Origin of the sequence: Actinoallomurus rhizosphaericola (assembly GCF_024055675.1) — a bacterium.
In the GTDB taxonomy this organism is placed as follows: Bacteria; Actinomycetota; Actinomycetes; order Streptosporangiales; family Streptosporangiaceae; genus Actinoallomurus; species Actinoallomurus soli.
This window is the reverse complement of record NZ_JAMXMW010000003.1, coordinates 264,883-280,824: the sequence shown is the minus strand read 5'-3', so window position 1 is coordinate 280,824 and position 15,942 is coordinate 264,883. Positions and strand designations below refer to the sequence as shown.

At 71.6% G+C, this 15,942-nt stretch carries 14 protein-coding genes; 5 read left to right on the top strand and 9 right to left on the bottom strand.

Features of this window, described 5'->3' with window-relative positions:
• Positions 1–4: 4 nt before the first annotated feature.
• Together NE234_RS08985 and idi are read right to left on the bottom strand one after the other, a co-directional pair.
• A complete protein-coding gene (locus NE234_RS08985) occupies positions 5–658 on the bottom strand; it encodes an SDR family NAD(P)-dependent oxidoreductase (protein WP_252778422.1) in 654 nt (217 codons plus the stop codon).
• 137 nt (positions 659–795) lie between these two features.
• On the bottom strand, positions 796–1,368 hold the full coding sequence (gene idi, locus NE234_RS08980) for an isopentenyl-diphosphate Delta-isomerase (RefSeq protein WP_252778421.1): 573 nt from the start codon (positions 1,366–1,368) through the stop codon (positions 796–798).
• Positions 1,369–1,488: 120 nt separating this feature from the next.
• Here idi and dxs point away from each other — a divergent pair, with 120 nt between their 5' ends.
• The 3 genes from dxs to NE234_RS08965 all read left to right on the top strand — a co-directional run bounded on the left by dxs (position 1,489) and on the right by NE234_RS08965 (position 6,347).
• Positions 1,489–3,387, top strand: coding sequence for a 1-deoxy-D-xylulose-5-phosphate synthase (gene dxs / locus NE234_RS08975; protein ID WP_252778420.1), 1,899 nt, complete (start codon positions 1,489–1,491; stop codon positions 3,385–3,387).
• An 82-nt stretch (positions 3,388–3,469) separates the two neighbouring features.
• Entirely contained in the window at positions 3,470–4,939 is a 1,470-nt protein-coding gene (locus NE234_RS08970) for an amino acid permease (protein ID WP_252778419.1), read from the top strand.
• A gap of 52 nt (positions 4,940–4,991) precedes the next feature.
• The gene (locus tag NE234_RS08965) at positions 4,992–6,347 is read left to right on the top strand and encodes an FAD-dependent oxidoreductase (RefSeq protein WP_252778418.1); all 1,356 of its coding nucleotides are present in this window, start codon (positions 4,992–4,994) and stop codon (positions 6,345–6,347) included.
• Between the two features lie 91 nt (positions 6,348–6,438).
• Here the strand turns inward: NE234_RS08965 and NE234_RS08960 are convergent, their stop codons facing one another.
• The 3 genes from NE234_RS08960 to NE234_RS08950 form a co-directional block, all read right to left on the bottom strand.
• Entirely contained in the window at positions 6,439–8,529 is a 2,091-nt protein-coding gene (locus NE234_RS08960; RefSeq protein WP_252778417.1) for a 3-hydroxyacyl-CoA dehydrogenase NAD-binding domain-containing protein, read from the bottom strand.
• Positions 8,526–9,728, bottom strand: coding sequence for a thiolase family protein (locus tag NE234_RS08955; protein WP_252778416.1), 1,203 nt, complete (start codon positions 9,726–9,728; stop codon positions 8,526–8,528). The genes NE234_RS08960 and NE234_RS08955 overlap by 4 nt, the downstream gene beginning before the upstream one ends.
• Positions 9,729–9,876: 148 nt before the next feature.
• On the bottom strand, positions 9,877–11,079 hold the full coding sequence (locus tag NE234_RS08950) for an FAD-dependent oxidoreductase (RefSeq protein WP_252778415.1): 1,203 nt from the start codon (positions 11,077–11,079) through the stop codon (positions 9,877–9,879).
• A gap of 63 nt (positions 11,080–11,142) precedes the next feature.
• Between NE234_RS08950 and NE234_RS08945 the strand changes: the two genes are divergently transcribed.
• The gene (locus tag NE234_RS08945) at positions 11,143–11,667 is read left to right on the top strand and encodes a MarR family transcriptional regulator (RefSeq protein WP_252778414.1); all 525 of its coding nucleotides are present in this window, start codon (positions 11,143–11,145) and stop codon (positions 11,665–11,667) included.
• 25 nt (positions 11,668–11,692) lie between these two features.
• On the opposite strand, the gene efeU is transcribed toward NE234_RS08945, so the two are convergent.
• The gene (gene efeU / locus NE234_RS08940) at positions 11,693–12,553 is read right to left on the bottom strand and encodes an iron uptake transporter permease EfeU (RefSeq protein ID WP_252778413.1); all 861 of its coding nucleotides are present in this window, start codon (positions 12,551–12,553) and stop codon (positions 11,693–11,695) included.
• 204 nt (positions 12,554–12,757) lie between these two features.
• Between efeU and NE234_RS08935 the strand changes: the two genes are divergently transcribed.
• Positions 12,758–13,570: a polysaccharide deacetylase family protein gene (locus NE234_RS08935; RefSeq protein ID WP_252778412.1), complete on the top strand. Its 813-nt coding sequence runs from the start codon at positions 12,758–12,760 to the stop codon at positions 13,568–13,570.
• A gap of 8 nt (positions 13,571–13,578) precedes the next feature.
• Here NE234_RS08935 and NE234_RS08930 read toward each other — a convergent pair whose 3' ends face one another.
• Genes NE234_RS08930 through NE234_RS08920 form a run of 3 tightly spaced genes read right to left on the bottom strand, consistent with a single transcriptional unit; the run spans position 13,579 to position 15,885 of the window.
• A complete protein-coding gene (locus NE234_RS08930) occupies positions 13,579–14,070 on the bottom strand; it encodes a GNAT family N-acetyltransferase (RefSeq protein ID WP_252778411.1) in 492 nt (163 codons plus the stop codon).
• A complete protein-coding gene (locus NE234_RS08925) occupies positions 14,060–15,283 on the bottom strand; it encodes a ribonuclease D (protein ID WP_252778829.1) in 1,224 nt (407 codons plus the stop codon). The genes NE234_RS08930 and NE234_RS08925 overlap by 11 nt, the downstream gene beginning before the upstream one ends.
• A gap of 23 nt (positions 15,284–15,306) precedes the next feature.
• On the bottom strand, positions 15,307–15,885 hold the full coding sequence (locus tag NE234_RS08920; RefSeq protein WP_252778828.1) for a DUF3000 domain-containing protein: 579 nt from the start codon (positions 15,883–15,885) through the stop codon (positions 15,307–15,309).
• Between the last annotated feature and the right edge of the window lie 57 nt (positions 15,886–15,942).

Genomic DNA, 15,942 nt, shown 5'->3' with positions numbered 1-15,942 from the left:
TCGCTCACGATCCGTCGTGCACGACCTCCCGGTCCCAGGCGTCGCGGGGCTGGGTGTGAAGGTGCCAGTAGTGCTCGGCGATGTCGTCCGGGTCGAAGGCGGTGCCCGGGGCGACCGGGCCGGCCACGGTCACGCTCGCGACGTGGACGCCCGACGGGCCGTACTCCTGGTCGAGCAGTTCCACGAGCGTGCGCACGCCGGCCTTGCCGAGGGAGAGGCTGACGTACTCGCGCTTCGGCTCCGGCATCCCGCCGGTGATGAGGAACGTCCCGCGGCCGCGCGCCGCCATCCCGGGGGCGACGTGGGCGGCGGCGGTGAGTGCGCCGACCACGTTGACCGCCCAGGCGTCCAGGTGCTCGCGTACGGTGAGGTCGCCGGGGCCGTCGGGCCGGATGATCGCGGCGTTGTACACCACGACCTCGGGCGCGCCCAGCTCGGCGGCGGCCTCGTCGAGCGCGGCGCGCAGCGACGTCTCGTCGGCCGCGTCGGCGCTGAGGGCGAGGACCTGGACTCCGGTGGGGGCGACCGCGTCGACCGTCGCCTTCAGCGTCGCCTGTGATCTGGCCACCAGGGCCACGGGCAGGCCCTCGCGCGCGAATCGGCGGGCCACGGCGCGGCCGATGCCCGGACCGGCTCCGATGATCACTGCACCCGGCATCACTGACTCCTTTTCGGGGATCAATCAATGACGGGACGGTAAACCATCACATTAATGTCAAGGTCAAGCGCGGACGGGGCCGGGTGCGGACGAGGTTCTCAGAACGGGCGAACGAGGCGCCGGACGGCGGGTCCCGGCTACCAGGCGATGGCGGGCGGCAGCAGGGAGGTGGGCGCGGCGGGCCAGTCGGCCGGCTTGCCGAGCGGGACAAGCTGGGCCATCTGCTCGCGATACCACGGAGACGCCGCGGGGTCGTCCACCAGCGCGACGCAGGACTCCCAGTCGCGCCAGTCGGCCGCCGCGGTCTCGTCCGGGTGGAGGCGCAGGTCGCCCGTTGCGAGGGCGCGGACCACGGGACACAGCTCGTACTCCACGACGCCGTCCGCGGCGGTCGCGCGGTAGTGGAACTCCGGGAGAATGAGCGTCATGCTCTCGATCTCCAGGCCCAGCTCCAGGCGGACGCGGCGGCGTACGGCGTCGCGCAGGCCCTCGCCGGGTGCCGGATGACCGCAGCAGCTGTTGGTCCACACGGATGGGAACGTTCGCTTGCCGTGCGCTCGTTGAGTGATCAGGATGCGCCCCGCCGGGTCCGTCAGATAGCACGAGAACGCGAGGTGCAGGGGCGTGGCGTCGTGGTGACTCGACGCCTTCGGGGCCGTGCCGATGGCATGGCCGTCGGCGCCCAGCAGCACGATTCGTTCGTCATCCATCACTCTCTTTATATCCGATCGCTACGCTGCGCCACGTGAACTCGGCTCAGGGGCTTCGCGTCTCATAGCTGAGCGGCCACTAAAATCAGCATCCGCAGAAAAAACGAGGAGATGACCCGCGTGACCCTTCTTGAGTCGATCCGAGGGCCCGAGGACCTCAAGCGCCTGGCTCCGGAGCAGCTTCCGCAGCTCGCCGGCGAGATACGAGACCTCCTCGTCACCGCGGTGTCGACGTCGAAGAACGGCGGTCACCTCGGCCCGAACCTCGGCGTGGTCGAGCTCACCATCGCCCTGCACCGCGTCTTCGACTCCCCGCGCGACCGGATCCTCTTCGACACGGGCCACCAGGCGTACGTCCACAAGCTGCTCACCGGGCGGCAGGACTTCGGCACGCTGCGGCAGGCGGGCGGGCTGTCCGGCTACCCGAGCCAGGCCGAGTCCGAGCACGACGTGATCGAGAACTCCCACGCCTCCACCGCCCTGTCGTACGCCGACGGGCTCGCGAAGGCGTACCAGCTGCGCGGCGAGGGCGACCGGTTCGTCGTGCCGTTCATCGGCGACGGCGCGCTGACCGGCGGCATGGCCTGGGAGGCGCTGAACAACATCGCGGCGGGCAAGGACCGCAGGGTCGTCATCGTCGTCAACGACAACGGCCGGTCGTACTCCCCGACGATCGGCGGGCTGGCCAGCCACCTCGCGGACCTGCGGATGACGCGGGGGTACGAGCACGCCCTGGACCTCATCAAGCGCACGGTGCCGCGCACCCCGGTCGTGGGACCGATGGCGTACGAGGCGCTGCACGGCATCAAGAAGGGGATCAAGGACATCCTGCAGCCGCAGGCGATGTTCGAGGACCTGGGCCTGAAGTACCTCGGGCCGATCGACGGCCACGACGAGGAGGCCGTGGAGCACGCGCTGCGCAAGGCCAAGGACTTCGGCGAGCCGGTGATCGTGCACTGCATCACCCGCAAGGGCTTCGGCTACGCGCCCGCGGAGAACGACGAGGAGGAGGCGTTCCACGCCCCCGGCCTGTTCGATGCGGCCACGGGGCGCAAGCTGGCCAAGAGCTCCCGCACCTGGACCAACGCGTTCAGCGACGAGCTCGTGGCGCTGGGCGCCGAGCGTCCCGACGTGGTGGCCATCACCGCGGCGATGCTGCATCCGACGGGCCTCGCCGCGTTCGCCGAGGCCTACCCCGAGCGCACGTTCGACGTGGGGATCGCCGAGCAGCACGCGGTGACGTCGGCGGCGGGACTGGCCTTCGGCGGCATGCACCCGGTCGTCGCGGTGTACGCCACGTTCCTCAACCGGGCGTTCGACCAGCTGCTCATGGACGTCGCGCTGCATAAGCTGCCGGTCACGGTCGTCCTCGACCGGGCCGGGGTGACCGGCGACGACGGGCCGAGCCACAACGGCATGTGGGACATGTCGATCCTGCAGGTCGTGCCGGGCCTGCGCGTCGCCGCGCCGCGGGACGGCGCGCGGCTGACGGAGCTGCTGCGCGAGGCGGTGGGCGTCGCCGACGGGCCGACGGCCATCCGGTTCCCGAAGGGGCCGGTGGCCGAGGACGTTCCGGCCGTCGACCGGGTCGGCGGGATGGACGTGCTCGTGCGCTCGGGCGCGCAGGACGTGCTGATCGTCGCGGCGGGCCCGATGGCGGGCGTGGCGGTCGAGGCCGCCCGGACCATCGACGCGCACGGCATCGGCGTCACGGTCGTCGACCCGCGCTGGGTCAAGCCGCTGGACGCGGAGCTGCCCGATCTGGCCGCCGGTCACCGGGTCGTCGCGGTCGTCGAGGACAACTGCCGGGTCGGCGGCGTGGGCGACGCGGTGGCGCGGGCGCTGCGTGACGCCGACGTGGACGTGCCGGTCCGGACGTTCGGCATCCCGGACCGGTTCCTCGACCACGCCAAGCGTGCGCAGATCCTCGCCGACATGGGGCTGACCCCGCAGGGTCTCGCCCGGGACATCACGGCGGCCACCGCCAGGGACGAAGTCCTCGAACCGACCGAGTCCTGACCGAGTACGGATAAGACGCGGTCCGTTGATTTTCTCCGACGCTGGGTAGAGGAGGGCCAAAAAGGCGGCAAAGGAGTTCCTGGTGCGTGTCTTCCGAACGAAATCGGTTGAGCGGTCCATTCGAGATACGGACGAGCCCGGTCACCGGCTGCGTCGGGACCTCAGCGCACTGGACCTGACCGTCTTCGGCGTCGGGGTCATCATCGGCACCGGCATCTTCGTGCTCACCGGCGAGGTCGCCAAGGAGAAGTCCGGGCCCGCGGTGGCGTTGTCCTTCGTCGCCGCGGCCATCGCCTGCGGCCTCGCCGCGCTGTGCTACGCGGAGTTCGCCTCGACCGTTCCGGTGGCGGGCTCCGCGTACACGTTCTCGTTCGCGACGCTCGGCGAGCTGCCCGCCTGGATCATCGGCTGGGACCTGGTCCTGGAGCTGGCGCTGGCGGCGGCGACCGTGGCGGTGGGCTGGTCCGGCTATGCCAGAACGCTGCTCAGCGACCTCGGTTGGGACCTGCCGTCGTCCGTCGCCGGCGAACACGCGACGTTCAACGTCCCGGCGGCGCTCATCGTGCTCATCGTGACGGGCGTCCTCGTCCTCGGCGTGAAGGTCTCCTCACGGGTCAACGCCGTCATCGTCGCGATCAAGATCGCGGTGGTCCTCTTCGTGATCGTCGCGGGCCTGTTCTTCATCAAGGGCGCCAACTACCACCCGTTCGTCCCGAAGGCCGTCCCCACGCCCGAGGCCCACGGGGGGAAGACCCCCCTGATCCAGGTCATCTTCGGCTTCGTCCCGTCCACCTACGGATGGGCCGGCGTCTTCGCGGGCGCCGCGATCGTCTTCTTCGCCTTCATCGGCTTCGACATCGTCGCGACCGCCGCGGAGGAGACCAAGAAGCCGCAGCGCGACCTGCCCGTCGGCATCATCGCCTCGCTCGCCATCTGCACCACGCTGTACGTCGCCGTCTCCCTCGTCGTGGTCGGCATCCAGAACTACCGGCAGCTGAGCGTCGACGCGCCCCTCGCCGACGCGTTCAAGGCGATCGGCCACTCCGGGTTCGCCACGATCGTCAGCGTCGGCGCGCTCGCGGGCCTGACCACCGTGGTGCTGATCCTCATCCTGGGCCAGAGCCGGGTGTTCTTCGCGATGAGCCGGGACGGGCTGCTCCCGCCGTGGCTCGCCAAGGTCCACCCGAAGTACGGCACGCCCGCCCGGATGACCGTCATCATCGGCGTGATCGTCGCGGCGATCGCCGGCCTGGTCCCGCTGTCCGCCCTGGCCGACCTGGTCAACATCGGCACCCTGTTCGCGTTCGTGGTCGTCTCGGTCGGCGTCGTCCTCCTGCGGCGCACCCGGCCGGACCTGGAGCGGTCGTTCCGCGTGCCGGCGTCCCCGGTCGTGCCGATCCTGGCCGTCCTGGCCTGCGTCTACCTCATGCTCAACCTGCCCGTGGAGACGTGGATCCGGTTCGTCGTCTGGATGCTCATCGGCTTCGCCATCTACTTCACGTACGGGTACGCCCACAGCAGGGCCGGTAAACCGTCGGTCGAATCCCGGTGATGTGGCCCCGCCGGTCCTGACGCCGGCCGCCTCCTGCGCGCACAATGGCGAGGTGGCGGACACACCTCCGCTCCGCGTGGCGGTCATCGGGTCCGGGCCGGCGGGCATCTACGCCGCCGAGGCCCTGGTGAAGCAGGCGGACGGCAATGTACTCGTCGACGTCTTCGACCGGCTCCCGACACCGTACGGCCTCGTACGGTACGGCGTCGCGCCGGACCACACGTCGATCAAATCGATCGCGCGTTACCTGCAGCGGGTGCTGGAGCACCCCGGAGTGCGCTTCCTGGGCGGCGTGGAGTTCGGCGCCGACGTCACGCGGGACGACCTGCTCGCCTGCTACGACGCGGTGATCTACGCGACCGGCGCCATGGTCGACCGGCACCTCGGCGTGCCGGGGGAGGACCTGCCCGGCAGCGTCGCCGCGACCGACTTCGTCAACTGGTACTGCGGCCACCCGGACGCCGCCGGCCTCGACGTCGACCTGTCCGCCGACGAGGTCGCGGTCATCGGGGTCGGCAACGTCGCCGTCGACGTCGCGCGGATCCTCGCCAAGACCGCGGACGAACTGCGCGCCACCGACGTGCCCGAGCCGGTGCTCGACCTGCTCGGCGGCAGCGCCGTACGCCACATCCACATGATCGGCAGGCGCGGTCCGGCGCAGGCCAAGTTCACCACGAAGGAGCTGCGTGAGCTGGGCGCGCTGCCGCACACCGAGGTCCACGTGCGGCCTGAGGACCTGGAGCTCGACCCGGCGAGCGCCGCGCTCGCCGAGTCCGACCGGCACGTGCGCGGCAACGTCACCGTCATGCGCGACTGGGGCGGGCGCCCGCTGGAGGGCCGGCCGCGCCGGCTCGACCTGCGGTTCTGGCTGCGGCCCGTGGAGATCCTCGGCACCGACCGGGTCGAGGGCCTGCGCCTGGAGCGCACCACGCTGAACGCCGAGGGCCGGGTCGTCGGCACGGGCGTCCACGAGACGCTGCCGGTCGGGATGGTGCTGCGCTCGGTCGGCTACCAGAGCGTTCCGCTGACCGGCGTGCCGTTCGATCCACGGGCGTACGTCGTGCCGAACGAGTCCGGGCGGGTGCTCGGCGAGGACGGCGCGCCGAGGCCGGGGGAGTACGTCGCCGGCTGGCTCAAGCGCGGGCCCACCGGGGTGATCGGCACGAACAAGGCCGACGCCGCCGAGACCGTGCGCGCCCTGCTCGCCGACCTGGACGGCAGGGCCCGCGAACGCCCGTCGATCGAGGGGCTGCTGGAGGCGCGGAACGTCCGAGCGGTGACGTACGACGACTGGCTCCGCATCGACGCCGAGGAGATCGAGCTGGCCCGTACGCTCGCCCGCGGGGAGCGGGTCAAGCTCGCCGGCTGGGACGCCCTCCGCCACGCCTGCGGCTCGCACACGCCCTGACCGCCGGTCCGCTCGGGCGCCTTCCGCGTACGTCCTGCGCGTACGCGAACGCCCCGGCACGATGTGCCGGGGCGCCACGTCGGATCGGGCGTCAGGAGTGGAAGCGCGCTCCGTTGACCTTCTCCGCGATGCCGGTGCGGTCGAGGTACGGCGTGATGCCGCCCAGGTGGAACGGCCAGCCCGCGCCCAGGATCAGGCACAGGTCGATGTCCTCGGGCGCCGCGACGACGCCCTCGTCCAGCATGATCTTGATCTCCTCGGCGAGCCCGTCGAGCGCCCGGGCGAGGACCTGCTCCTCCGTGGACGGGGACGTGCCGCCCTCGAAGAACGCCACGGCCTCCGGGTCGAAGGTGAAGTCCGGGCGGTAGACGCCGGGCTTGCCCGCCGCGACCAGCTTGGCCAGGCCCTCCGAGACCGGGAACCGCTCGGGGAACGCCGCGTGCAGCGTCTCGCCGACGTGCAGCGCGATCGCCGGGCCGACGAGCCCCATCAGCACGAACGGCGACATCGGCAGGCCGAGCGGGTTGGTGGAGCGCTCGACGACCTCGATCGGCGTGCCCTCCTCCACGGTCTTGAGGATCTCCGCCTGCAGCCGCAGCAGGATGCGGTTGACCACGAACGCGGGCGCGTCCTTGACCAGCACGCAGGACTTCTTCAGCGCCTTGCCGGTGGCGAACGCGGTCGCCAGCGCGGCGTCGTCGGTCCGCTCACCACGGACGATCTCCAGCAGCGGCAGGACGGCGACCGGGTTGAAGAAGTGGAAGCCGACGACTCGTTCGGGGTGCTTCAGCTTGGCGGCCATCTCGCTCACCGACAGCGAGGAGGTGTTGGTGGCCAGCACGCACTCGGGCGAGACGACCGCCTCGACCTCGGCGAAGACCTTCTGCTTGACGCCCATCTCCTCGAACACGGCCTCGATGACGAAGTCCGCGTCGGCGAAGGCGTCCTTGGTCAGCGACCCGGTGACCAGGCCCTTGAGCCGCGACGCCGTGTCCGCCGAGATCCGGCCCTTGCCGAGCAGCTTGTCGACCTCGCCGTGGACGTAGCCGACGCCCTTGTCGAGACGCTCCTGGTCCAGGTCGGTGAGCACGACCGGGACGTTCAGCCGCCGGGCGAACAGCAGGGCCAGCTGCGAGGCCATCAGCCCGGCCCCGACCACGCCGACCTTCGTCACCGGCCGCGCCAGGGACTTGTCGGGCGCGCCGGCGGGCCGCTTGGCGCGCTTCTGCACCAGGTCGAAGGCGTACAGGCCGGAGCGCAGCTCCGGGCTCATGATCAGGTCGGCGAGGGCCTCGTCCTCGGCGGCGAAGCCCTCGTCGCGGGTGCGGTCCTTGGCCGCCGCGACGAGGTCCAGCGCCCGCAGCGGCGCCGGGGCCGCGCCGTGCAGCTTGCCCTCGGCGAACCACCGGGCCTGCGCGATCGCGTCGTCCCAGGCCTTGCCGGTGTCGACCTCGGCGCGCTCGACCGTCACCTCGCCGGTCAGCACGCGGGCGGCCCAGCGCAGCGACTCCTCCAGGAAGTCGGCCGGCTCGAACATCACGTCCGCGATGCCCAGCTCGTACGCCTGGGGGCCGCGGAGCATCTTGTTCTGGTTCAGCGGGTTCTCGATGATGACCTTGAGGGCCTTCTCCGCGCCGATCAGCCGGGGGAGCAGGTACGTCCCGCCCCAGCCGGGCACCAGGCCCAGGAAGCACTCGGGCAGCGCCAGCGCGGGCACGCCGGAGGAGATCGTCCGGTACGCGCAGTGCAGCGCCACCTCGACGCCGCCGCCCATCGCCGCGCCGTTGACGAACGCGAACGACGGGACGTTCAGCTCGCCGAGGCGCCGGAACACGTCGTGGCCCAGCCGGGCCACGAGCTCGGCCTGCTCGCGGCCCTCCAGGGCCTGCACGCCCTTGAGGTCCGCGCCGACCGCGAAGATGAACGGCTTGCCGGTCACGCCGACGGCCACGAGGTCGTCGCGCGCCGCGACCTGGTCGAGGGCGTCGTTCAGCTCCAGCAGGCCGCGCGGGCCGAAGGTGTTCGGCTTGGTGTGGTCGAACCCGTTGTCGAGCGTGATCAGCGCCATCGTGCCCGCGCCGTACGGCAGCTCGACGTCGCGTACGCGCGCGTGCGTCACGACCTCGTCGTGGTCGACGTTCCCGGCGTCCAGCAGCGAACGCCACGTCTGCACCGTGGTCACTTGCCCCCCTCGAAGTTCGGGTTCTCCCAAAGGACGGTGCCGCCCATGCCCATGCCCACGCACATCGTGGTGAGGCCGAAGCGGACGTCGGGCCGCTCGGCGAACTGGCGGGCCAGCTGCATCATCAGCCGCACCCCGGAGGACGCGAGCGGGTGGCCGAGCGCGATGGCGCCGCCCCAGGGGTTCACCCGCGCGTCGTCGTCGGCGATCTTGAAGTGGTCGAGGAAGGCGAGGACCTGCACGGCGAACGCCTCGTTGATCTCGATCAGGCCGATGTCGTCCATCGTGATCGAGTTGCGGGCCAGGAGCTTCTCGGTGGCCGGGACGGGCCCGACGCCCATGACCTCGGGCTCGACGCCCGCGAACGCGTAGTCGACCAGCCGCATCTTGGCGGTGAGGCCCAGCTCGGCGGCGACGTCCTCGGCCGCGACGATGCAGCCGGTGGCACCGTCGTTGAGGCCCGCGGCGTTGCCCGCCGTGACGTGGCCGTGCGGCCGGAACGGCGTCTTCAGGCCGGCCAGGCCCTCCAGCGTCGTCTCCGGGCGCGGCGGCTCGTCGGAGGTCGCCAGGCCGTAGCCCTTCTCCTGCGAGCGGATCGCCATCGGCACCAGGTCCGGCTGGATCTTGCCGGCCTCGTACGCCGCGGCCACCTTCTGCTGGCTGCGCAGGGCGTACGCGTCGGCGCGCTCGCGGGTGAGGTGCGGGTACCGGTCGTGGAGGTTCTCCGCCGTGGACCCCATGACCAGCGCTGAGGGGTCGACGAGCTTCTCGGCGAGGAACCGCGGGTTCGGGTCGACGCCCTCGCCCATCGGGTGCCGGCCCATGTGCTCGACGCCGCCGGCGATCGCGACGTCGTACGCGCCGAAGGCGATGCCGCCGGCCACGGTCGTGACGGCGGTCATCGCGCCCGCGCACATGCGGTCGATGGCGAACCCGGGGACGCTCTTGGGCAGTCCGGCGAGCACGGCGGCCGAGCGGCCGATGGTGAGGCCCTGGTCGCCGATCTGCGTGGTCGCGGCGATGGCGACCTCGTCGATGCGGTCGGTAGGCAGGGAGGGGTTGCGCCTCCGCAACTCGCGGATCACGCGGACGACGAGATCATCTGCGCGGGTCTCGGCGTAGAGCCCCTTGGGGCCCGCCTTGCCGAACGGCGTGCGAACGCCGTCGACGAAGACCACGTCACGTGCGGTACGGGGCACGGTCGGTTCTCCTTCTGACAGAGCCTGCGGAGCACTCCTGAGTACTCCTACCCATACGTTACTCGTCGGTAACGACTGACGGGTAACCCGGGGCCGCCCGGCGCGCGGGGCCCGGCCCGGAGCCGGGCCGTCCGTGTCCGCCGGCCGATCAGAACGCGACGGGGGCGTCCCAGTCGATGTGGTGCTCGAACAGCCACGCCATCTTCGCCATCGACCTGGGGCTGCCGGCGTTCCGCAGGATCAGCGGGAGGGCGACGTCGCGGAGGACGCGGCCGGCCAGCCCCTGCCTCTTGGTGTTGTTCATGCCCGAACCCCAGGCCACCACCCGCTCCACGCGCTCACGGCGGAGACTCTCGTACGCGGCCAGCGCGCGCGGGACGTCCGGGGCGTCGCGCAGGCAGCGGGCGAGCGTCACGGCGTCCTCGGCGGCCAGGGAGGCGCCCTGCCCGGAGGCGGGGGCGACGGCGTGGGCCGCGTCGCCGATGAGGACCATCCGGTCGCTCCGCCAGGTCGGGACGTTCGGCAGGTCGTACTGGTTGGTCAGCGGGAAGTCGCCCGACGTCGCCCGCACGATGCGCGCCCCCGGTGTCCGGTCCGCCGACAGCAGGCCGATGAGCTCCTCGCGGAGACGGTCGGCCGTCAGTGTGCGCAGTTCCTCGCGCGACCGTTCCTTGGCCCGGGGCGGGTTCGCGAACCACCAGATCTCCCCGTCGGGGCTCACGGTGTACCCGAAGAAGCAGTTCTTCCCCCAGGTCATGACGTAGTCGCCGGGGGAGGCGTCGACGTCCGCGTCGCGGGTGAAGCCGCCGGTGTTGCCGAGTCCGGTGTAGCGCGGGCCGGGGTTGGCGGGGTCGATGATGGAGCGGGTGGGCGAGTGCACGCCGTCGGCGCCGACCAGGAGATCTCCCTCGGCCGTGCTCCCGTCGGCGAAGTGCGCCACGACGCGCCCGCCCACCGTCGTCGCGCCGACCAGGCGCTTGCCGTGTTCGATCGCGACTCCGCGCCGCTCGGCCTCGTCGTACAGACCGCCGTACAGGTCCGCCCGCCGGATGGTGTGCGTGACCGTGCCGTCGGAGAGCGTCGGCCCGAGGGGCATGGCCCCGAGTTGCCTGCCGGCGCCGTTCAGGAAGCGTATCCGGCCGGACGGGAAGCCGGCCGAGGTGACCACCTTGTCGGCGTTCACCGCCCGCAGCGCGTCGAGCCCGTTCACCGCCACGGTCAGGTAGACGCCGTGGGACAGCCCCGAGCTGTGCTCATAGGCCTCGTAGATCACCGGGTCCAGGCCCGCCTTCTTCGCGGCGATCCCCGCGACCGCTCCCGCGACGCCCCCGCCGATGACCAGTACGCGCATCCTGTTCTCCTGTTCGCTCCAACTTTCTCGCTTATCGAGCATATTGGAGGTAGAGTTTCTCGCATGTCAAGTTACTCTCTTATAGAGCTAAGGCGCCGGGTCGGGGCCGCGGCCCAGGCGCACCAGGCGGCCGTGGACGCCTTCGACGAGGCGGCGGCCGTACGGCTCGGCGTCAACCGGACGGATCTGCGCTGCCTGGAGATCCTTTTGACCGGGACGACGACCTCACCGAGCGGTCTCGGGAAGGAGCTGGGCCTGTCGACGGGCAGTGTCACCGCGATGCTCGACCGACTGGAGAGGGCGGGTCATCTCACCCGCGCCCCGGATCCGAGGGATCGGCGCAGGGTCGTGGTGCGCGCCACTGCGGACGCCGCCCACGCCGCCCGGGAGCTGTACGGCCCGATCGCGGATGAGGGCCTCCAGGAGATCGCCGGGTACACCGCCGAGGAGCTGGAGCTGCTGGTGGACTTCCTCGACCGTGCCCGGCGGCTGTACGAACGTCATCTCGTCCGGATACGACGAACGCCCCCGGCCGGGCGGCCGGGGGCGGGGGAGCGAGCACTCCGGGCGGGGCCGGAGGCCGGCTGAGAGGCTGAGATCGCCCTGCGCGGGTTCAGCCGCGCGCGGGGGCGGTCTGCCGCTCCGGCTTGGGAGCGGCGGGCTTGGCCGGGCGCAGGAAGAAGAACATGACCGGCACCAGGTAGAGGACCCACATCACGGCCTGGACCTTGGTCACCTGAGGCGTCAGGTTGAAGACGCCCTGGAGGGCGGTCTGCAGCCACTGGCCCATGCTGCCCATGCCGTCGAACCAGGTGTGCGGCTGGAACGCCCAGGAGTTGAGGCCCGGCAGGATGTCGGCCTCCTGCAGGTCGTGGAAGCCGTAGCCGAACACCCCGGCGGCCACCACGATCAGCGCCGCGCCGGTGATCGTGAAGAAGCGCTTGAGGTTGAGCCGGAGTCCGCCCCGGTAGAGCAGGTAGCCCAGCAGGGCGGCGGTGAGCAGGCCGAGCACGGCGCCGGCGATCGGCTGAGCGCTGCTGTCCTGGGCGGCGTTGATGTTGGTCCACAGGAACAGGGCCGTCTCCAGTCCCTCCCGCCCGACCGCGAGGATCGCCACGGCGAACAGGGCGCCTGTCCCCAGGGACAGCGCGCCCTCCAGCTTGCCCTCGAGTTCGGCCTTCATGGACCGCGCGGCCCGGCGCATCCAGAACACCATCCACGTCACCAGGCAGACGGCGAGGATCGACAGGAAGCCGCCGAAGGTCTCCTGCGTCTTGAACTGCATCTCGCCCGAGGCGACGCTCAGCACCACGCAGAACGCGACGCTGAGGGCGATGGCGGCGCCGATGCCGGTCCAGACGGGAACGAGCGCCCGGCGGTTGCCCGACTTGACCAGGTACGCGATGAGGATGCTGACGACGAGCGAGGCTTCCAGCCCCTCGCGCAGGCCGATGAGGAAGTTGCCGAGCAACAAGGGGACGCGCTCCTTCGGACGACGGGGGGTCTTAGGCAAACCTAACCTAACCCGAGTTTGAGGGAGGGGATCGGCGATCGCAAGCCCGGAATGTCACTCAGAAGCCGTTTTAGTGTTGAATGGGTCACGTTCCCGGTACCGGCTCCTTGTTTCGATCCGATCAAATACATCCGCCGAGAGCCGTTACGGCATAGCGTTCGACATGTGGAGTTTCGGGACGTGATGACCCGTCGTCGCATGATCGCCCTCGGTGCCGCGAGCGCCGCCCTGCTGCTCGCCGGGGACCGGGTCAAAGGGGCGCCCGCCGGTGCCCGGCACCCGCTGGCGCGGGGCCGTGCCGTCATCCCGCCCGTGGACACCAGCCCGTCGCCCACGCCGACACCCACGCCGCCGTCGCCGACGCCCGTACCGCGCCGCAAGCAGGCCGTGTACCGGATCCACGACATCCTCCCCGACGCGCCGCCCAACGCGATCGCGCTGACCATCGACGACGGGCCGCATCCGGAGTGGACGCCGAAGATGCTCGACGTGCTCGCCGAGCACGACGTCAAGGCGACGTTCTCGCTGATCGGCATCCAGGTGAAGCAGTACCCGAAGCTCGCGCAGCGGATCGTCGCCGAGGGCCACCAGCTCTGCAACCACACGATGAACCACCCGCTGTGGATCGCCGAGATGTCGTCCCACAAGGTCGACAAGGAGATCACCGAGGCGCACGAACGGATCGCCCATGCGACCGGCGTCGCCCCGCGGTTCTTCCGCTCGCCCGGCGGGGCGTGGTCGAAGGCGGTCTTCGCCTCGGCGGCCCGGCACGGCATGGTGCCGATCGACTGGGACATCGACCCGAGGGACTGGGCCCGCCCGGGCACCGCCCACATCAGGCGCAGCATGCTGGCCGCCAAGGGCGGCGACATCCTCCTGTGCCACGACGGCGGCGGCGACCGCTCCGAGACCATCAAGGCGCTGCGGAAGGTCCTCCCGAAGCTCCAGGCCCGGGGCCTGTCCTTCATCCAGCTCTGACGGGCCCGTCACCGCAGGGCGCGGGCGTACCAGACGTACGGCGGCGTGAGGTCGTCGACGGCGAACCCGAGCCGCTCCAGGAGCCGCCGGGACGGGAGGTTCCCCTCGTGGACCTCGGCGGTCACCCCGCGGTAGGCCGGGGACTCCTCGAGCCGGCTCAGCAGCCCGCGGATCGCCTCTGTGCCGTATCCCTGCGATCGCCAGGGCGCGCCGAGCCCGTAGCCGATCTCGACCACCCCGTCGGCGTCCGGCGCGTGCTTGAGCCCGCATTCCCCGATCACCGCGCCCTCGCGCTGGATCAGCCAGGTGAGCGCCTCGGCGTCCGTGGCCGCCCGGTGGGCGACGATCGCGGTCGCGTCCGTCGGCCACCCGCGCGCGGGGACCACGCCCGAGCAGTCCCCCTCGGCGAGGGCACGGGCGGGGCCGCGTTCGAGGCGGTCCAGGACGAGACGCCGCGTGACGATCCGGCCCGCGCGTGCGGCCCGGTGATCAGGCCTCACGCTTGGCGGCCAGCCGGCACAGCGCCTTGGCGAGAGGCGTGGCCGTCAGCTCGACCTGCCAGGACCGCGCCCCGAGGGCGGTGAGCACCACGCCGACGGACTCCGGCGTCGCGTCCTCGGGCGGATCCCAGGCGAGCCGTCGTACGGTGTCGGGCTGCAGGAGGTTCTCCGTGGGCAGCGTGTGCTCGTCGGCCAGCGCGGCGACCACGGCCCGCAGAGTGCTGAGGCGCTCGGCCGCCGCCGGGTCGCGCTCGGCCCAGCGGTGCGCGGGCGGCGGTCCGTCGCCGGGGACGCTGTGCTCGGGCAGCGAGGCGTCCGGCAGTGTACGGCCGCGCTGCACGGCGCGGAACCAGGCCGGCGCGTGCCGCCGCGTGTTGCGCCCCCGGAACGTCGACAGCGCCGCCAGGTCGTCCGGCGTACGGGGGAGCTCGAGCGCCGCCTCGACGATCGCGGCGTCGGGCAGGACCCGGCCGGGGGACAGGTCGCGGTCGCGGGCGATCCGGTCGCGGGTCGTCCACAGCTCGCGGACGACGGCGAGGCTCCGGCGGCTGCGCAGCCGGTGGATGCCGGAGGTGCGCCGCCAGGGGTCCTGCCGGGGCTCCTTCGGCGGCGTGGTCAGGATCGCGGCGAACTCCTCCAGGGCCCACTCGAGCTTGCCCGCCTGCTTCAGCTCGACCTCCAGCGCGTCGCGCAGCTCGACCAGGAGCTCGACGTCGAGCGCGGCGTAGCGGAGCCAGTCGGCCGGCAGCGGGCGGCTGGACCAGTCGGCCGCCGAGTGCCCCTTCTCAAGGGTGAAGCCGAGGACGGTCTCCACCATCGTGCCGAGGCCGACGCGGGGATAGCCGAGCAGCCGGCCGGCGAGCTCGGTGTCGAACAGCCGCCGCGGCACGAGCCCGAGCTCGGCCAGGCACGGCAGGTCCTGGCTGGCCGCGTGCAGCACCATCTCGGTGCCGGCCAGCGCGGCGTCCAGCGCGGACAGGTCGGAGCAGGGGACCGGGTCGATCAGGAACGTGCCGGCGCCGAAACGGCGCAGCTGCACGAGATAGGCCCGCTGGCCATAGCGGTAGCCGGACGCGCGCTCGGCGTCCACCGCGACCGGGCCATCCCCGGCGGCCAGCCGCTCGACGGCGTCCCTGAGCGCCTCCGGGGTCTCGATGACCGGAGGAATGCCCTCCCGCGGTTCGAGTAGGGGTACGACTTCTGCTTCCGACACTTCCACGCGCCTACCGTATGTGTTCAAGCTCCTGGACTCGGCAGTGAGGTGACTCCCGCCGGCGGCAAGCCGGCCGCCTGACATAGAACATCGCACCACGCACTGATATGCCCAGCAATATCATCACTTGTCGGTGACCAGGAGGCGCGAAGCTCCAGCTCGGTCGTCGCCGGATCGGCGCCCTTGTCCCCGAAGCTCTCCGACACCGCGCGGGTGATGGTCCCCGACGCGGCCTTGTACCCGGCCCGGTGGCCCTCCAGGGCCTCGGTCAGCCAGCTCCACCCGACCGGGCCGATCAGCGGGTCCGCCGCGATCTCCGGCTCCAGCTCGGCGCGCACGTAGGCGACCAGCCGGAAGTCCCCGTCCCAGCCGCGCTGCCCCTCGGGGTCGTACAGCACGATGAGGCGGCCGACGGCGAGTTCGGTGTCGTCCTCGCGGTACACCGTCGCCATGATCGCCGCAGCGTACGGCGCCAGCCGCTGCGGCGCCGGCATGTCCTCGATGAGGAGCTCGGGTCGCGTGGGTTCGGCGTCGACGACGGCGCGCAAGGTGTCGAGCACGCGTTGGAACGGTCCCGGCGCGGGATCACTCCGCGCCGTCATCGGGCGTACGGCCGATCCACCGGGCACACCTCGGAACGCTTCGACGGGCACATCAGC